This window comes from uncultured Odoribacter sp. (assembly GCF_937966165.1).
In the GTDB taxonomy this organism is placed as follows: Bacteria; Bacteroidota; Bacteroidia; order Bacteroidales; family Marinifilaceae; genus Culturomica.
The window spans coordinates 392864-413077 of sequence record NZ_CALCLB010000012.1; the positions used below are offsets into that span (position 1 = coordinate 392864).

Annotated in this window: 12 protein-coding genes; 3 read left to right on the top strand and 9 right to left on the bottom strand. The window is 41.3% G+C overall.

Going from position 1 to position 20214, the window contains the following annotated elements; all coding sequences use genetic code 11:
* Window positions 1–149: 149 nt before the first annotated feature.
* Window positions 150–2288 (bottom strand): polyribonucleotide nucleotidyltransferase, encoded by a 2139-nt coding sequence (pnp, locus tag Q0465_RS05375; protein ID WP_298613983.1) that lies wholly within the window; start codon window positions 2286–2288, stop codon window positions 150–152.
* A 163-nt stretch (window positions 2289–2451) separates the two neighbouring features.
* Entirely contained in the window at window positions 2452–2721 is a 270-nt protein-coding gene (gene rpsO, locus Q0465_RS05380) for a 30S ribosomal protein S15 (protein WP_298613795.1), read from the bottom strand.
* A gap of 301 nt (window positions 2722–3022) precedes the next feature.
* Here rpsO and Q0465_RS05385 point away from each other — a divergent pair, with 301 nt between their 5' ends.
* Both Q0465_RS05385 and Q0465_RS05390 read left to right on the top strand, forming a co-directional pair.
* The gene (locus tag Q0465_RS05385; protein ID WP_298613797.1) at window positions 3023–4087 is read left to right on the top strand and encodes a DUF1573 domain-containing protein; all 1065 of its coding nucleotides are present in this window, start codon (window positions 3023–3025) and stop codon (window positions 4085–4087) included.
* 1 nt (window position 4088) lies between these two features.
* A complete protein-coding gene (locus Q0465_RS05390; RefSeq protein ID WP_298613799.1) occupies window positions 4089–5156 on the top strand; it encodes a DUF1573 domain-containing protein in 1068 nt (355 codons plus the stop codon).
* A 163-nt stretch (window positions 5157–5319) separates the two neighbouring features.
* Here Q0465_RS05390 and Q0465_RS05395 read toward each other — a convergent pair whose 3' ends face one another.
* The 5 genes from Q0465_RS05395 to Q0465_RS05415 all read right to left on the bottom strand — a co-directional run bounded on the left by Q0465_RS05395 (window position 5320) and on the right by Q0465_RS05415 (window position 13503).
* On the bottom strand, window positions 5320–6108 hold the full coding sequence (locus Q0465_RS05395) for a C40 family peptidase (protein ID WP_298613801.1): 789 nt from the start codon (window positions 6106–6108) through the stop codon (window positions 5320–5322).
* A 63-nt stretch (window positions 6109–6171) separates the two neighbouring features.
* A complete protein-coding gene (locus Q0465_RS05400; protein ID WP_298613803.1) occupies window positions 6172–7308 on the bottom strand; it encodes a clostripain-related cysteine peptidase in 1137 nt (378 codons plus the stop codon).
* A gap of 190 nt (window positions 7309–7498) precedes the next feature.
* A complete protein-coding gene (locus tag Q0465_RS05405; RefSeq protein WP_298613805.1) occupies window positions 7499–9844 on the bottom strand; it encodes a GH92 family glycosyl hydrolase in 2346 nt (781 codons plus the stop codon).
* 164 nt (window positions 9845–10008) lie between these two features.
* Window positions 10009–12345: a GH92 family glycosyl hydrolase gene (locus Q0465_RS05410; protein WP_298613807.1), complete on the bottom strand. Its 2337-nt coding sequence runs from the start codon at window positions 12343–12345 to the stop codon at window positions 10009–10011.
* 9 nt (window positions 12346–12354) lie between these two features.
* Window positions 12355–13503 (bottom strand): basic secretory protein-like protein, encoded by a 1149-nt coding sequence (locus Q0465_RS05415; RefSeq protein WP_298613809.1) that lies wholly within the window; start codon window positions 13501–13503, stop codon window positions 12355–12357.
* Window positions 13504–14228: 725 nt separating this feature from the next.
* Here Q0465_RS05415 and Q0465_RS05420 point away from each other — a divergent pair.
* Window positions 14229–15200 (top strand): hypothetical protein, encoded by a 972-nt coding sequence (locus tag Q0465_RS05420; protein WP_298613811.1) that lies wholly within the window; start codon window positions 14229–14231, stop codon window positions 15198–15200.
* Window positions 15201–15352: 152 nt separating this feature from the next.
* Here Q0465_RS05420 and Q0465_RS05425 read toward each other — a convergent pair whose 3' ends face one another.
* Window positions 15353–17710: an ABC transporter permease gene (locus Q0465_RS05425; protein WP_298613813.1), complete on the bottom strand. Its 2358-nt coding sequence runs from the start codon at window positions 17708–17710 to the stop codon at window positions 15353–15355.
* A gap of 236 nt (window positions 17711–17946) precedes the next feature.
* Window positions 17947–20199 carry a cation:proton antiporter gene (locus Q0465_RS05430; RefSeq protein ID WP_298613815.1) on the bottom strand — a complete coding sequence of 751 codons (2253 nt, stop codon included), beginning with the start codon at window positions 20197–20199 and terminating at the stop codon, window positions 17947–17949.
* Between the last annotated feature and the right edge of the window lie 15 nt (window positions 20200–20214).

A 20214-nucleotide genomic window follows, 5' to 3' on the forward strand; every position in this document is an offset into this window, starting at 1 on the left:
AGGCATACAAAGATAAATTAATTTTAATTTCCCCTTTAGCATTCGATACGATTTCTTTCAAAATAGGGCTGAATTCCTTTTTCTTATAACGCAAAAAAGAGGCTCACGCCTCTTTTTTTATTCCCCTTATTTCAAGGTGCTGAAAAAAATCAATTGTTTTTATTGTTTTCTCTCCGCTCCGGTCTGGGCAAAAGAGCTTTCCGGGACAAACGCAATTTTCCGGTTTTTTTATCTATCTCCAGCAATTTCACCTGGATTTTATCTCCTTCTTTCAATACATCTTCCACCTTTTCTATACGTTTATAGTCGATTTCCGAAACATGGAGTAATCCGTCTTTCCCCGGTAAAATTTCGACAAATGCCCCAAACGGCATAATCGACTTCACGATTCCTTCATACACTTCTCCTTCTTCCGGTTTAGCTACTATGGCACGGATGCGGGCCAAAGCAATATTAATGGAATCAGCATTGGAAGCAGAAACATCGATAATTCCTTTATTGTCTACTTCTTCTATATTAATGGTAGCTCCTGATTTTTCCTGAATATCCTGGATAATCTTTCCGCCGGGTCCAATGACGGCTCCGATCTGATCTTTATCGATAATAATGGTCTGAATACGAGGAGCATGCGGCTTCAGTTCCGGACGAGGTCCCGGCAAGGTTTCCCGGATAATATTCATAATATGCAAACGTCCCCGTCTAGCCTGTTCCAGCGCTTTTTCCAGAATTTCATAAGGCAGACCATCGACTTTAATATCCATCTGGGTAGCAGTAATCCCGTCTACTGTGCCGGTCACTTTAAAATCCATATCGCCGAGATGGTCCTCATCTCCTAAAATATCCGATAATACAGCATATTTTTCACATCCTTTATCGGTAATCAATCCCATAGCAATTCCTGTCACCGGTTTCCTCATCGGAACACCGGCATCCATCAAAGCCAAAGTCCCGGCACATACGGTTGCCATAGAAGAAGAACCATTGGATTCCAATATGTCGGATACGACCCGTACCGTATAGGGAAAATCTTCCGGTATCATGCGTTTTAATGCGCGGTGAGCTAAATTTCCGTGTCCGATTTCCCGGCGTCCCACTCCCCGGCTGGCTTTTGCTTCCCCGGTAGAAAAAGGAGGGAAATTATAATGCAACAAAAACCGTTCTTTTCCTTTTTCAGTAGCTTCGTCAATAATTTTTTCGTCCAGTTTCGTACCTAAGGTAACCGTCGACAAAGACTGCGTTTCCCCGCGGGTAAAAATGGAAGAACCGTGAGGTCCGGGCAGGTAACCGACTTCACACCAAATCGGCCGGATCTGTTCTGTAGTCCGTCCGTCCAGCCGAACTCCTTCGTCCAGTATCATCCGGCGCATCGCTTCTTTCTCCACGTCGTGATAATACCGGGCAACCATCATCTTTTTGGCGTCCCTTTCCTCTTCCGGCAAGCTTTCCATATATTCTTCACATACCCGGTTCAGCAACTCACCCCTCAGGTGCTTATCGGCATTGCACTGACGGGCAACATCATAAGCCTTTTGATAACATTTGTCCCATACATCTTTCCGCAACTCTTCGTCATTTACTTCATGGCAATAAGTACGCTTTGCTTTCCCTACCGCTTCGGCTAATTCTTTTTGTACCAAGCACTGATCTTTAATTGCAAGGTGAGCGAACTTGATGGCATCCAACATTTCTTTTTCCGAAACTTCACTCATTTCTCCTTCTACCATCATGATATTTTCATAGGTAGCCCCTACCATAATATCCAAATCGGCCTCTTTCAACTGCGAACAGGTCGGATTAATCACAAATTCCCCCTGAATACGGGCCACTCTCACTTCTGAAATCGGACCGTGGAAAGGAATATCGCTTACAGCAATTGCAGCAGAAGCAGCCAATCCGGCCAATGAATCCGGCATTGACTCCGGATCTGCCGAATAGAGAGTCACTTGTACAAAAGTCTCCGCATGATAATCGTCCGGAAATAAAGGTCTCAACGCCCGGTCGATTAAACGGGATACCAATACCTCATAATCCGAAGCTTTTCCTTCCCTACGGGTAAATCCTCCGGGGAAACGCCCAATAGCTGAAAACTTCTCTTTATAATCGACCGATAATGGCATAAAATCCACATCCGGACCCGCTTCCTGAGCAGACACCACAGTTGCCAATATCATGGTATTGCCCATTTTCAACATCACAGCACCATCAGCTTGCTTAGCCAACTTGCCTGTTTCCAAGGTAATTACCCTTCCGTCGTGGAGAGTAATACTTTTTTCAATAACATTCATAATCAAACAGTTAAAATAATTTATTTTAACGGAACTCTTTTATTAGATATGCAATTTGATCCGAAGAAAAACATTCAGATTAAATTAAAATTGCAATGGAGGCTTGGAGGGAGGTATTAATAAAAACAAGCCCGGGGAAGATCCCGGGTTTGTCCGAAACGTATGCTTATTTACGTAAATTCAACGCTTTAACGATAGAACGATATCTCTCAATATCATTTCTTTTCAGATAATCCAATAATGCTCTACGCTTTCCTACTAATTTGATCAAGGCACGTTGTGTACCAAAATCCTTGTGATTGCTCTTCAAATGTTCAGTTAAATGATTGATACGGTAGGAAAATAAAGCGATCTGAGATTCGGCAGAACCAGTATCTTTATTAGACTTCCCGTATGAAGAAAAAAGCTCTTCTTTCTTTTCCGCTGTTAAATACATAATTTCTAAATCTTTAAATAATTAATATCGTTAAACGCCGCAAAGATACACTTTATTTTTATCTGTCCCAATTTTTCCTTTGGAAAACGCAGGGTTATCCGGAATTTTATTCGTTATAGGGGGGACTCTATGTCTGTTTCAAATTTTTATTTTCTCCATTTCTCTATTTTTTACCCTTAAAAAATTCCTAATTTATCGTTTTTCATTGAATTCTGTTTTTCTTTTTTCTTTTCTATTTTTACTTTTGTGACATTCCGCCGGCTTTTATATAGAAAACAACAACAATAATAAAGGAAAACAAATGAAAAGGGTTATTTTAGTATTATTTATTCTTTTTCCCCTCCTCCTCTTCGGACAAAGGGCAAAAATAGATTTTGAAACGACAATACATAATTTCGGAAATATCAGCGAAAGCGGCGGTATCGTCTCATACGATTTTATTTTTAAAAATACAGGAAAAGGTCCGCTGATTCTGACAGAAGTCAGACCCAGTTGCGGTTGTGCCACCCCGCAATGGAGCCGCAAACCGATTTTACCCAATGAAACGGGCTGCATTAAAGTGAGTTTCAATCCCAAAAACCGTCTCAATTCTTTCCTGAAATCCATCACGGTGAAATCCAATGCAGAAAACTCTATTGTCTCTTTAGCTATCAAAGGGAAAGTTTTTGCCGGTAACTCTGATCCGTATGCAGACTATACTCATTCCATCGGTACCCTCAAAACCCGTTCCAGTTACTTCAACCTGGGCAGTATTTATAACACCGCCATTGCGGAAAAATCGATGGATATCGTCAATACAGGAACCCGCCCGGTTAAAATCAGCATTCACCCGGCAGGAAATTATATCTCAGCCACTGTTATCCCGGAAATGTTGAAAAGCGGGGAAAAAGGGGAAGTTCGTATTCTCTACTACCCCGATCAAAAAAAGGATTGGGGATTTGTCAACGATCAGATGGAAATAGAAACCGATGCCGGCGATAAAGGCTCACTCGGAGTCGTAGCAAACATCTGCGAAGATTTTTCAGCCTTTAAAAAGAATAATTACCAAAATGCTCCCCAGGCTATATTTTCAGAAACAGAAATCAAACTAGGTATCCTCAAAAAAAATACGACCAAAAAGCAGGAAATCTATATCCAGAATGCAGGCAAATCCGATCTTATCATCCGGAAAATAAAAACTTCTGACGATCAAATGCTTTCTGTCGTTCCCGCTAAAACAATTATTAAACCCGGAAAGAAAACCAAAGTAACCCTTACGTTGAATACCGATAATACTTCAGGGAGAAAAGTAAAAATCGTCTCTTTCACACTCAACGATCCTAAAAATACAATTGTCACTTGTAAATTAACCGGAAATGTTCAGTAATATGAAGTTTATCCCCGTCTTTTTGTTCCTTTTGCTTGGATTCGTCAGCTTTGCCCAGCAAGGAAGACTCTGTTTTGAAAATAAAGATACCCTTCTGGACAATTTAAAAGCCGACGACAAGCCGACGGCTATCCTTTTCCGTTTTACCAATAGCGGGGAACAACCTGTCATTATTTCCCGGGTGTCTCCTGTTACTTCCCAAATCAAAGCAGAGTGGGATAAAAGTCCTATTGCTCCGGGTCAATCGTCCTCAATTAAAATAACGTTCAATTCAACCTCTTTTCCTCCCCATTTTTCTTATTCGATTATGGTATTTTCCAATGCATCGAATTCCCCGGAAAAACTCTATTTAAAAGGGAAGGTAGTGGAGAATCCCGATAAACCCTTTCTCTTATACCGGTATAGTATGGACGGATTAAAGTTCCGTTCTTCTTCCGTAAATTTTGGGAAAATCTACAGCGGAACAATAACCAAAGACACCGTCTATTTTTATAATTCCCTGGACACAGAAGTCACCCTATCTGTTCTCTACGCCCCTTCTTACCTGCACATCCAGGTACCGGAGCAGATTAAACCCAAAGAAAAAGGAATGCTGATCCTGGCTTTCGACGCCATTGCCAATAAGGAGTACGGCTACATTTACGACAATATTATTTTCATTGTCAACGACAAAGATTCCTACAGAAACCGTCTTGCCATATCCGCTACTATCAAGGAAGATTTTACAAGATTAACACCGGAAGAATTAGCCAATGCTCCCGTTGCACATTTCAGAGAAAAAGATCTCTCTTTCGGAGAAATCAAACCTAAAGAAAAAGGAAAATGCGATTTTATTCTGGAAAATAAAGGAAAATCAGAACTGATTATCCGGAAAACCAAATCCAGTTGCGGATGTACAGCTGTAGTGCTGGGAAAAAACACAGTGGCTCCGGGGAAATCGATGACAATCCGTGCCATTTTCGATCCTTCCGGAAAAAGCGGCCGTCAATATAAAACGATTACGGTTATCACCAATGATCCCAAAAACCCGGAAATTAACTTGACCTTATCCGGTAATATAAAAAAATAAACACCGGAAAAACATATTTATTCTTTCGGACACCGGAAAACACATGTCCAAATTTACAGCATAAAACCTCTGAGAAGTAAATTTTCAAGGTTACTATCACCGAACTGCCCCCATGCCTCCTAAACATTTGAACGCTTGAACATTTGAACATTCCCCCCTCCCATCAATCCAAAACAATCCTTTTGATTACTTTCAAATTATGCGTATAGCGTTTCAGGTCTTCATTGAAAATTCCCTGATGATCGATCCGGTCTATCCTCACCCGTCCGGAAGCGTGAATAACACGGTTTTGTTCCCATAAAATTCCGACATGAGTGACCTCCGTTTCGTCCCCGAAAAAAGCCAGATCCCCCGGTAAAGCCTCTTCTATAAAAGAAAAATTCTGCCCGCAGTTCACTTGTTCCGTAACGGTACGTGGCAATTTAATCTCTGCCAGGCGGTAAACCATTTGTACCAATCCGGCACAATCTATTCCATAAGGGGAACGGCCTCCCCACAGATAAGGGGCATTATAATATTTCAGGGCATATTCTATAATTAATTCGCGCAAGCTATCCATTCCGACATTACGGGGTTTTGTCATCAAAGTATAAGTATCTTCCCCTATCGAAAATTTCTGGTTTTCAGCATTAAAAAAAGGCAATACGCTACCGGCAACAATCAGTTTATTCCCGTAATCTCCTTCTTTTGTCACAATATTGAAAATTTCCGTCGTCAGCATCGGCGGTTCTTCCCTATATTGACCGGCAAATTCATCGCTCACCGGCAAACACATATTTTGACTAATCCAACCCTCCGTACCGTCCACCTGCAACTTCACATAGGACCATTTATCTGTAACTTCCAGTATCTCAAATAATTCTCCGAACAATATCTGGGAAACCATTTCACTTCTTTCCGATTGTTCTTTCCGTATCGGAACTATACTTAAGTCTGCAATACCAAATGCCATACTGACGACTGATTAAAAAGAATAAACCGAACAAAATTAATAAAAATTCAGACTTCTGAAAGCTTATAAAGGGATATATGGATTTACCCGCTTTGTCCACTTCAACCGCTGATAAACGGAATTAATATAAGGGAATTCTGCCTGCGGAATATAAACCGTTACTCCGGAATACGCATTGATATCGGAATAGGAAACCGTTCCCGCAGAATAATAGCCTGGCGTACAGGCTTTATAAATGACACAATTATTCAGGACAGTGGTAAATTCCTCAAAACGATCCGGATAAAGAGCTTTTATATAATCTCCCAAATCAAAATACAATTTATTCTCTCCGTATCCAAAACGTTGGATACGGTCCAGATCAATGAGTTTTTCCCCATCTACCTGCTCTAATAAAGTACGGGTCATTTCTGTCCATGCTTCCACAGCAGACATCTTAAAAACACTTACTGTAGCCGAACGTTTCATTCCGCTCTGGTCATTGAAATAATTATAAAAATCCCGGGCAACCGCAAGGACATCGGGCTGCTCCAACATCAAATGGGACATCATACTTCTGTATACAAATCCCGGAACCAAAACTTCTGCAGGCGAACTGACCAAATAATCCGTCTTCTCTTTTAATTCATAAATTACTTCCGCTCCCGCCATAAAGCAGGCATCTAAAACAATGAAGTCCATCTTTACCGGAATCGCTTCTGCAAAATCCCATAATTCCATATCTGAATCCCCGTCGTTGATGATGGAATGCGGACTGGCCAGCGTCCCTGAAGGCAGCCAACCGGAAGCATGGGACAAGACGACCAGCCCATACGAATCAGCGGGATAATCCGCCACAATCTCTGTCAAAACCTGACGAAACACTTCCGGACTGGCAGAATTTTGCTCCGCATATTGTTTTACCTGTCTGGCTACAGCCTCCCCGTTTTCCCACACCACCTCGGTCAAATAAGGTAAACCGTCACCCGAGCTCAACCGCCCCTTCCGGGGATCGGCATATACAAGCAGATGTCCGGGATAGTCTTCTTTCCACCCCTTCCTCAAACTTTCTATTTTCTCGGCATCTTCCCCGCTAAAATTATTATCAACTCCTAAATAAACGATTATTGTCCGGTCAGCATAAACAGGTCCGCCCGAATCGTGATGACACCCCCATAAGGCGCATATTCCTAAAATTCCTATAAAAAAACGAATCCGCATAATTAAACGTTGAATTAAAGTTCGATTATACGGATTATTTTTTAAATATAAAATATAAAATGCCAGTAAAACATAAAATAAGGTGAATCATTCACTTTTATTCTTCAAAACATTCGAAAAATCAAAGAAAAAGATGAAAAAATAAAACCTGGAAAAGTTTTTAAATTTTCCGGATTTCAGTCCTGCTCTGTTATTTTCCGTTAGGCTGATACTTCAATGTCTTTCCCACCCCGGACAAAGAAGCGGGTACTGCAGCTGCTGAGACAGCCCGGCGGTAATTCGGCTTCCGGCTCATGACAAAATGCAGCTCAGCTCCTTCCCATATATCCTCGTAAGTAATATAGGATTTATCATATTTCTTTCCGTTCAGATACATTTCCCGGATATAGACATTTTCGGGCGACCAGTTTTGAGTAGTGACCTTAACCCGTTTTCCGTTGCTCATCCGCATCTCTACACTTTCGAGAGCAGGAGAACCTATATTATAAATATTACTGGAGGGAGCTGTCGGATAAAATCCCATTGCATTGAAAATATACCAGGCAGACATCTGTCCGCAATCGTCATTTCCGCTTAATGCATCCGGGGTATTCCCATAAAAGGTATCCATAATATAACGTATTTTCTCCTGGCATTTCCAGGGTTGTTTCAGGTAATTGTACAAGTAAATTACCTGATGGCAAGGTTCATTTCCGTGCCAATACGCTCCAACCCGTCCTTGAATATCGTGAGCACCGGGGATATCGTCGGGCAATTCCATCACAAACATACTGTCCAAACGTGCCCGGAATAATTTTTCTCCGGCTTCGTTGATATAGCCTTGTACATCGTGAGGAACATACCAGGTATATTGCATGGTAAATCCTTCCGTTATATCCCCCCATCCGTTTACAGAGCCAGGTCCTTGATAAGCAATAGGCGCAAATGGTGTACGCCATTTGCCTTCACTATCCCTTCCCCGCATATATTTTGTTTCCGGATCGATCAGGTTCTGATAAGCAAGGGAACGATTCAGGAAATATTCATAATCAGCCTGTTTCCCCAATTTCTTAGCCGCCTGAGCTATACAATAATCGTCATAAGCATATTCCAGCGTTTTGGAGACCGATTCTTTTTCCTTATCGAAAGGAACCCATCCCAGCGAAATATATTCCGGCAAACAATCGTAATGCGGATTCATAGCTGTGGTTTTCATAGCTTCATAAGCCCGTTCATAATCAAATCCTTTTACATCCTTCACTATTGCATCTGCAATAACCGAAACAGCGTGATAACCAATCATGCACCAGGTTTCATTTCCATAAAATGACCAAACCGGTAACATTTTCTCCACACTTTTATCATAATGAGCCAACATCGAATGAATTACATCTGCATTAACCTCCCGTTGAACTAAATTGAACAGAGGATGTAAAGCCCGGTAAGTATCCCACAGAGAAAATACGGTATAATTGGTAAAACCTTCCGCCTGTCCGATATTTTTATCCAATCCCCGGAATTTTCCATCAGCGTCCTGAAAGAGAAAAGGATGCAAGGCTGCATGATAAACCGAAGTATAAAAAGTTTCCAATTGTTTCTGTGAACCTTTGGCAATAAATTTTCCCAGTTCCGCATTCCATTTCTCCTCCCCGCTTCTCTTTAAAGTTTCAAAAGTATGTCCCTCCAATTCCTTCATATTGAGTAGGGCCCCATCGGTACTGACAGCAGAAACCGCTGTTTTTACATATACTTTTTCCCCGCTTCCCGTTTTAAACTTCATCCATACCCTCAGCTCTTTTCCCCAGGCTTCCAAATGGCTCCGAAAGCGTTTGGTATTATACACAACCGGAGTCGTATCCTGCATAATCCCGTATGATTCAAAAGGGCGGGAAAAGACAGCTGTAAAATAAACGTGACGTTCCGGTCCCCAGCCTTTTACCAGTTTATAGCCCGTAAGGGTAGAGTCGTTCTCAAAACGTATGTTGCTCCACTCACAGCTTTGCCAAAGGGTATGGTTTAAATCGATCAGAATAAAAGCTTCTTCCGATTCCGGATAAGTAAAACAGAAAATACCACTCCTCTCCCCGGAAGTCATCTCTGCCTTTACACCGTAATCCAGTAAATCTACCCCATAATAATTGGGAGAAGCCCACTCACGCTGGTGGGAATAGCGGGAACGATAACCGGCATCCGGATTTTCGTGCGTACCCGGTGTAAACTTAATTTTTCCAGTACCCGGCATAAAAAGGAAATCCCCCAGATCCGGAATTCCCGTTCCGCTCAGATGTGTCAGGCTAAATCCCAACAAAGTATGATGATCATATTTATATCCGGCGGCGGCATCGTAATAATCAAAATCTGTATCCGGACTGATCTGTATCCCCCCGAAAGGGAGCTGAGCCCCCGGGTAAACATTTCCGAAACCGGAAGTTCCCACCAGCGGTTTAACGTATTGAATAAGCGGTTGGGAAGCCGTTTCATTTACAGCCCGCACTCCCTGACCCGTCAACAACAGAATTGACAGCAGGCAACCTATACCATAATGTATTTTTTTCATTTTAATTGTAATTATTTCTAAGACTCAAACAAACACCCCTCCGGTTTGGCACAAAAACCAATCCGTACTCCTTTATTCCTTCTCTCAGCGGAATTAAGCCGGCTTCCCCAAAAAGACCTGTCCCCTCCTTCTTTCCCCCTTTCCCATCTAAACACTTCTCCCGCTTACCGGACATCCCGACTCAATGAATACGGCTTTTGAGATTCGGTAAAAGTCCGTTTTTTATTGGGACGGCTACTCATTTCGAAATATAATTCTCCTCCCCTTACCAGATCCGCATGCGTTATATAAGCTTTATCATAAGGTTTCCCGTTCAAACGCACCGACTTTACATACCGATTGGTACTGCTTACGTTTGGCGCCTTAATAACCAATTCATTTCCGTTTTCCAAATGGATTTTCATTTCCCGAAAATAAGGAGCACCGAAAACATATTGGTCAGATCCCGGACAAACCGGGTAAAAACCCATAGCACTGAAAATATACCAGGCGGACATTTGCCCGCAATCGTCGTTTCCACACAATCCGTCTATATTATTGCGGTACATCCGGTCCATGATTTCCCGGATCCGGTACTGGGTTTTCCAGGGCTGGGACGTCCACATATACAAATAAGCAATGTGGTGGCTAGGTTCATTTCCATGTACATAATTTCCCATTAGCCCTTCTTCCGTTATATCTTCTGTATTGGCATAATACTTTTCCGGCAGATGCATAGTAAACAAGGAATCCAAACGCCCGACAAACCGCTTATTTCCTCCCATTGCTTTCATCAAGCCTTCTACATCCTGCGGTACATAGAAAGAATAATTCCAGGAATTCCCTTCAATAAATCCCTGCCCGTGGGTATCCAATACGTCAAAATTCATTTTCCATTCCCCTTCAGCGTTTTTAGGGCGTACAAATCCCAGCGAAGGATCCATCAGGTACTGATAGGCAGCCGCTCTTTTCTTATAAGTAGCTGCAACATCTTTTAGTCCCATTTTTTCAGCCATGTTGTAGATGGCCCAATCGTCATATCCGTATTCCAGCGTAACAGAAGCTGCACTTCCGCTCTTTTCCAAAGGGACATATCCCAATTCCATATATTCTTTTGTACCGTCCAGATAAGGAATAGCAGAACTGCTGACTACTGCTTTTGCAGCTAACTTTTCATCCATCGGGATTCCTTTTATGTATGCATCTGCCACCACCGATACTCCGTGATAACCAATCATGCACCAGTTTTCATTTCCCATATGCGACCAGATAGGCAGGGACCCATGTACACTCTGGCTGTAATGGGCCAGCATAGAAGCAATAATGTTCCGGCTACGTTCCGGATGCAAAAGATTATACAAAGGATGCAAAGCCCGATAGGTATCCCATACAGAAAATACAGTATAATTGGTAAAACCGTCCGCTTTATGTATTTCATGATCCAGTCCCCGGTAGGAACCATCGAGATCCATATACACAGAGGGATTGATTAAAGTATGATACACAGAAGAGTATAAATTACATACCTGATCGTAATCCCCTTCTACCTCAATTTGTCCCAGTTCCGTCTCCCATCTCTGTTCCGCTTCTGCCTTCAGTTGTTCAAAGTTTTTTCCTGCAGCCTCTGCTTTCAGATTTGCTAAAGCTCCCGAAGCACTAACAGGAGAAAGGGCCACTTTTACTTCCAACGTTTCTCCTTTCTGTAAATCAAAATCGAAATAAGCCACTACCCGTCTTCCTCCGATCTCCGGAAAATTATGATAGATATCAAACTTACGCCAAAAACCATTGTATAAGGTTTTCCCCCTTTCTTTGTAACCGTAACTCTTTACAGGCTTTGAAAAAGTGATCGCAAAATAAGTGTAATTTACACGCGACCAACCGTTTGTAATCCGATAACCTGTCAACAAAGTATCATTTTCTATCCGCAAATTGGCCCATAACACTTTTCCGTCATAATTGTATATACCATGAATTAAATCCAGGAGAATATGAGCATCTCCTCCCGGAAAAGTATATTTATGGATTCCGACTCTTTGCGTCGCTGTCATCTCAGCTTTCACCTGATAATCCTCCAGGAAAACAGCATAATACCCGGGATGCGCTTTTTCCGTTTCATGCGAAAAACGGGAACGATAACCGGCATCCGGATCCTCAGCCGTACCCGGGTTAAACTTTATTTCTCCCACAACAGGCATCACTAAAATATCTCCCAAGTCTGAATGCCCCGTGCCATTGAGATGAGTATGACTAAAACCGACAATCGTTTTATCGTGATACTGATAACCGGCACAATATTCATAAGCCCGGGACTGATAAACTCCATTTATATTGTGAGGCACCGTATCTGTATCCGGACTTAACTGTATTAATCCGTTAGGGACACAAGCCCCCGGAAAAGTATGCCCCATCCCGTTGGTTCCCACCAGGGGATTTACGTAATCAATTTTCCTTTGAGCCGATATACTGCTCACAGACAGTAGAAGCAGCACACACCATAAAAATCCTGATATTCTCTTCATATAATTATTTTATAGAGGGTTATTATTTTCTTCAGCCAGCAAAAATGCCTGATACTCCTGCCACATTCCTTCGATACTTTGTTGCTCTCCAAATACATACTTTATAGCACCGTCAAAACTCCAGGTATCTAAATCCCGCACGGATTGGTGGAATTTCCGGATAGCATCCGGATCTTTCGTTTTCAGCCACTGAATAAAAAAACCGGTCGTCTTATACCCGTCCATCCAATTCCCTCCCGGTTTCCGTAACGTTTTTATATCAAACAAACCAGCTTCCGTCCTTACGGCATCTGCAATTCCCTCTATACAGGCCCAAAAAGTCTTATTGGTCCCGTAGCTACCAATATTTTTAGGTTCATGTTGATAAGCATGCGTCAATTCATGGTACAACACCCCTCGGGTTTCATAGTCCAGTTTATAAAGTGACTCTCCGGCCGATTTTTCAATATGCTGTGTACTGTAGACGATGTGTACAACAGGAGGCTCTCCCCCTTTATAAGACACTCCCTTAAAGTTTTTCAGGGAATAATCAATCCGCCGTACTTCCGGCATAGGATCGCTGTCCTTAAAATACAATATTTCAGCTACTTTTTGTGTATGGTATTTTACATACTCCTCCGGCAATTGTACCAATTGCCTGTAACAGGCACTTCCCCGGGAAGTATCGTCCGCATCGCTGAAAACGACTTGCGGATAGACAAAATGTTTCCAATTTTCTACCGGATTTTCCGTATACATTTTCACCTCCGCCAATGTCACAGTATCTCCCGCCGATACCTTTATTTCCAGCATATACTGTTTATAATCACCCGGATGCTGCACAGTATACAATTTTTCCTGATAACGGGAACAAAAAAACTGTTCCTGACGCTCGTCTATTACCGTCCAGTTTTTCCCGTCTGCTGAACCTTTCAATCGCCAGGCCGTAGGATCTTGCTCCGGAAATTCCCCTGAAGACCATATTTTATAGGACAGGACTACACCTTTTCCTTCCGGGTTCAGTAAAAACTGATTTTGTGATCCCCACGCCTTACCTACAGTCGTCAAATCCCCATCCTGTAAAGCCATCTCCAGCCTTAATTCCGGTCCTTTACAAGACAAAATCAGGGCAAGCATAGAGAAAAATAAACCCTCGTGTAAAAAAAACTTCGCTTTCATATCTATATTTATTTCAAAACACCGTCTCTAAAAGCCCTGTAGCCGGAATTATTACTAAACCTCAGGACGCTTTTAAAACTTTCCGACAAACCTTTTAACTCTTTCTCTTCCAAACTGTTCTTCTCCGCCTGCTTTCCCTCCTGTAAAATAAAATCCGTTTTTATTTCTCTGACAGTTATATCATTCTTTACCACTCTCTCTGCACTTCTACACCTTCGGCATATCTTTCCCCGCCAACATTTGCAAAATTAACATTAATCTTATAATTTAAAGCAAAAGCTTTGTTATTTGCCGGATAGTATGGCCGCGCTATCTGTTTTTTATCTTTTATCGAACAGTATTACCGCATTCTATTTTCTAAATTTTACCTTCCCGATCTTCCCCTTCTCTTCCTCTTTAATAAAATATATCCCCCTACCTAAAATTCCCTTATAAAAGAAAAAATAAGTCAGTCGGAAACCGATTTAAAAAGGCAACAATAAAAATCATTTTTTTATTACTACTCTTTTCACAACGATAACCTCACGCTTTCAAACATTTAAACACCCGGACATTTTTACATTTAAACAATTATATATTTACACCTTCGTCAGTTTTTAATAAAAAATAAATAAGTCCGGACTTCTCATTTTTTTTGCTATTTTTACAAATGCCTGAAAAAGACCCGGAAAGAATATTTCCAGACAGTTATCCATCAGAAAACATCAGAACAACAAAATAAACCTATGAATAAAAATAAACTGAATATGTTTTATACATTCCGCCATTCATTTCTCATTTCAGCATTATTACTGTCTGCCTCCTTTTATCTCCTGTCTATTCCCGCCAAAGCTCAATCCGACACCATCCGTTTAGAAAAACTGAGTACCGGCCATAGGGCCGCCTGTCTGACACTTCAACATAAGTTACCCCTTAAAGCGATGCTTGAATCCGGCATACCTTTTCCTATTCTGGACAGCACATTTGTATTTCAAAATTCGGCTCTTCTCAACCTCAGCCTAAAACCATCAGAGATTTCAATGAACCTGAATGGAGAAAAAATACGTTGCTATTATCAGACAGAAGATACCGTATTCTTAAATCGTCAGATTTATACCGGAATTACCTTAATTGCCAATTTAAGGTCCAGAGGTATCGATATGATGTATCCGGTACAAACATTCTGTACGCCGGAGGACAATATCCCCTCCTGTATTATCGAACTGAATTTAAAAAGAAATTATATGCGTCAACTTACCCGTAAAGAACTTTCTTTTATACAGCATCAGTACAGCGAATTAACACTCCGTAAAGGAGATTACGGAAAAATGTACAATCTGGAGGCAGAATTCGCAATTAAAGATAAAACAGGTAAGATTGCTACTCTCCGGGGTAAATTTATACCGGATTTAGGCAATATCATTTTTTTAGCTTTGTTTGAAAATCATCCTAACGTTAAAGATTTTATTCAAAACACTGCTATTCCGTTACAACAAGGATTGAACAAAAAGGGACAACCAATGCCGGTAAAAGCAATGCATATAAAGGAGGGGGTATTTAATAAAAAAGTACCATTTTCAAACGTAGTTTTTATGATAACTCCTCATTTTACCCAACTGGAAAGTGACGGATTTCTGGGATTAGACTTTTTACGTCATTTCGATGTAATTTTTGATTTCAGCAATCACAGATTTTATTTTAAAAAGGCGGATGAATAAAAGATGAAGAGATTAAAAGATTACCTGTGGGAATGAATTATTTTTTTAATATGAATACGAGGACAATTCTCTTTTCCGATGTAAGAGGTACTGAAAGGATGGACGACGGGCTTCTCCATCCTGACCTTCCGGCAAAGTTTTCTGTCCCGTTTTTATTCTGTTTTCAGAGCATCTACGGGATTTCTTGTAGCTGCTTTCCAGGTTAATACACTGACTGTCAACAAAGCAATGATTACCATGATGAAAAAGCCGAACACAAAAACCCACCAACTTAAAATTGTTTTGTAAGCAAAATTATCCAACCACAAATAGATCAAATAATAGACTACCGGACAGGCAATCAGAAAAGCGATCGATAAACGACGTATAAAATCCCGGTTTAATAATTCTATAATCTGGAATTCTGTGGCTCCCATTACTTTCCGTACCCCTATACTTTTTGTCTTTTGCTCGATAAAAAAGACAACAAAAGCCAACAACCCCAAACAGGCAATCACAATAGCCATACCTGTAAAGACCAACAGGCGTTTTGCAAATAAATCCTCCGACCCATATAAACGGGAATAGTCGTCATCCATAAAACTATACTGATAAAAAGTCTGAGGATAAAGCTGACGATAACACTTTTCAATATAATCCAGGGTAGCTTGCCGGTTTTCCGGAGCAATCCGGATATAAGCGTCTGCCATGCCCTGATAATCGTTCAGATAACCCAAATACATAGGCTCTATCGGCTGATGCATCGATTTAAAATTAAAATCTTTAACGACACCGATCTGATGCTCTGAAAGATAAGAATGATCCGGCGATGCTGCAGCTATTTGTTTTGCCATCCGCTGGTTGATAATAAACTTTCCCCGGTACTCATTTCCTTCCCGGAATCCTTCTCCCTCAATCAGTTTTAACCCCATCAAATCCATAAAATTCTCATCAATCCACGTAACAGATCCCCCGGCATTCTCCCCGCTTCCCGGAATAATGAGATGATTGCCTCTTTCTCCTATATTATAAATCGGCTCCTTAGCTGCTGCCACTTTCAAAACAGCAGGATGCTGTAATAGCAGATTCCGGAATTCCGGAAATTTTTTCAATAAGGCCGGTTCTCCATGCCCTTTTACGACCACTACATTTGTACGGTCATAACCGGGATCCAAATGTTTTATATAATTTACCTGCTTATTAATCAACATAGTAGCGATGATCAATCCTATGGAAACAGCAAATTGCAATACCATTAATCCTCCTTTTACCCGCTGTAAAGCAATACTCTCATTCCGCTGGGAATTCAAAGAATCCATACGATTCATACGCGTCAGATAGATAGAGGGAAAAATTCCGGAAAGCAAACCGCTGGTTATAGGAATCAAAATAAATAATACGATACCCGCCCATTTATCGATATTCAATATGTCTCCGCATCCCAGCCAATCAGCCAGATAAGGAAACGATAATTCTGCCAGAATCCAGGCGATAACCATCGCCAGAAAACACGTTACCACAGAATCCAGGATAATAGAGGAAACCAATCTCCTGCGACTGGCTCCTAAAGTCCTTTTCACTCCGGTAATCCGGGCTTTATCCGCCAGACGGGCAGTAGCCATATTGACATAATTAATAATGCTTACGCCCAATACCAATACCGCAATCAAAATTAAAATATAAATATTGGAACGATTTCCATGCCGGGCAAAATCAACTTCAGGCATAAAATACAATTCTTCAAATTTCTGGAATTTTGCCTCCGCTAAGGCATTCTTTATATTGGCTTCTTCCCACTCAAAACTTTTCAATTTCTGATCGTATAATTGCCGGTATTTATCCGTTAGCTGCAAACGGTCTACCCCGGGAGTCAGTTTTAAATAGCTTTCCCAATTCGAAGACCACCACGAATCACTGTACCCAGGTTGCCAGACCTTATTGATATAGTCCAGGTTAACAATTAGTTTAGGACTCCGGAGTCCGGGATTGTTTATATCTTTGTATACAGCCACAACCGTGGAATGGATTTTTCCTCCCAATACCAATTGTTTCCCCAAAGGATCCGCCTCTCCGAATAATTTCCGGGCCATACTCTCACTTATAATAACTTGTTCTGTCGTAATTAAGGCGTCTTTTAAATTTCCAGCTACAAGACGAAGCGAAAAAAATTCAGGATACGTACTGTCAGCCATAACGACATTTTCTACAAGATACAATTCCCCGACATTTTCCTGCTGAGGAACAAAAACAACAACCGACAACTCAAGCACCCGGCAATATTGCTTCACTTCCGGTAAATTTCCAGCTAACCAGGAAGCATAAGCTCCGGGCGTAATTCCCCAACTGTAGTTTTTTACCCGCACAATATCCGCCCTGTCCACTACATCACTATCGTGATTCAGCTCCGAACGTACATAAGTAAATAAAACAATAAGAGCAGTAAAAGCCAGTGACATACCGACACAATTTACGACAAATGAAAAGGGTTTATTTCGCGTCGCCCGTAGGAATTCTTTGAATTGCAAAAACATAATGTTTCAGTTTTATACTTATCTGTTTCTTTCTTTTATCATTTTTAACAAAATCTGTGCCAATCATACAAACAACAATAAATCAGGAATTTAAAAATAAAATAATCGAATGAATTGTCAAATATATAGACAAAACTGTCTAAAAAAAAGACATTTCAGCTCAGAAAAGAAATCGTATTATACAGACCGTATTATCCCTTCCCGGAAAAAATTATAATAGGAATTTTCTTACTTCTTTATTCAGCATGGATAAGTTTATAAATATTAGCGTCTTCGCCCACGATCCACACCAGATCTCCTTCTTCGAAACGAGTAGTAGCTGTCGGATCGTGCAGTGAACCATCCCCTCTTTCCATCCCGACAATCAAACACTTGTACCGTTCCCGTATTCCGGATTCTCCTATGGTCTTTCCCAAAAAAGCTGAATCTGCGTCGACGATAAACTGCCGTAAGTTGACTTCACTCTGGCTCAGGTCGCAATCCTCCCCCTGCAAAAGCTGCTGTTCCAATTGTCCTCCAAATTTCAGCAACTGCTCATCGCTCCCGATTACCTGTATGCGGTCCTGGGGGAAAATACGCTCCCGTCCGCCCGGTATATTCAAACAATAATTTCCCCGGAATATAGCAACAACCTGTATTCCGAAACGGGTTTTAAGTCCCAATTCCGACAAGGAATTTCCAGCCCATTTGGAGTCGGCAGGTACTATAAAATCTGCCATATGCAAATCCCGGGATAATAAATTACCGGCAAAGCGAGGCATTGTTTTTCCTTTGGGCCGGGCACTGATATCCCGGATATTTAAATTCCGGAGAAAACGGCGCTCAATGAGTATCGACTGTTTTTTCAGGTAACGGGAATAAATCATTCCGGCGACAGCCATCCCTGCAATCCCGATCAACAAGCCTACTGAAATTTTAAAAAGTGCCGAGATGACAAACATGACAAACAACATGGCCAGCACAAAGCGAAAGACAATTAAAGACACCAGGTATCCCCGGTTAAAACGATTATCCTGCCACAAAATCTGAAATTCCACCGAATGATTCTTTTTAGCCACAATGGCTCTCAAAAAAGGAGCCATACAGGTAACGATAAGAATAGCTGCCAGTATATTTCCCCAGATTCCGGGAATATGCGTCCGGATAAAAGGCAACAATAAACTGAATGCCAATATCAATTCTGCAATCAGAATGACAGAATAAACCACAACGATTCGGGTCAAAGCAACCAACAGTTTTTTCCAGTTGTTTTCCTGGTTGACCACCTCAGCTCCTGAAGTATAACGATCCAGCAATTTTTTCCATTTGACAGGCAAACGTTTTTCTACAAAAGGGTAAGCCGGCTCGGATAAACGCATCATATAAGGTGTCAGAAATGTAGTGATGACAGAAACGGCTACGACTATAGGGTATAAAAAACTGTCGGTTACCCCCAGGCTCAACCCGAGAGAAGCAATAATAAACGCAAATTCTCCGATCTGGGAAAGGCAAAATCCGCATTGCATAGCCACTTTTAAAGGTTGGCCGGCCAACACAACCCCCAAAGTACCCAATAAAGACTGCCCTGTTAATACGGTCAGCGTAATTAAAATAATCGGTCCCATATACTCCCAGATCATCCCGGGATCTACCATCATTCCCACGGACACAAAGAAAATAGCGGCAAATAAATCCTTTACAGGCTTTACCAAATGCCCGATTTTCTCGGCTTCCATGGTTTCTGCCAGAATGGAACCCATGACAAATGCTCCCAGTGCCGAAGAAAAGCCGACCTGTGTAGCTGCCACTACCATCAGAAAACACAATCCCAACGCCACAATCAGCATTGTCTCCTCATTCATCAGCAATTTAGTCCGCTTAAAAAAGGTGGGAATGATAAAAATGCCGATAATAAACCATAACATCAGAAAAAAGAACAATTTTGCAATGCTGAAAACCATCTCTGCTCCCTCAAAATTATTCTTTACAGCCATAGTCGACAACAATACCATCAATACAACCGCCACTAAATCTTCTATTACCAATATACCCAACACCAAACCGGCAAACCGCTGTGTACGCAAGCCCATATCCTCCAAAGCCTTATAAATAATAGAAGTAGAAGACATAGCTAACATACCTCCCAGAAAGATACAATCCATGCGTTTCCAACCCATCACAGATCCCACTAACATCCCCAAGATGACCATACCGGTAATAATGGTTATCGCCGCAATTATTGCCGGTCCTCCCACCTTCATCAATTTCTTGAAACTAAAATCCAATCCTAAGGCAAACAACAGAAAAACAACGCCGATGTCCGCCCAGGTTTGTATATTAGCAGTATCTATAACGGTAGGCGTAAAAGAAACATGAGGTCCGGCAATGAATCCTGCAACAATATATCCCAACACTAAAGGTTGTCTTAATTTTTTGAATATAAGCGTGACAATACCAGCGGAAACTAATATCAGGGCAAGATCAGTGATTAATGTAGGCAAGTGAGACATATAGAACCATTTAGT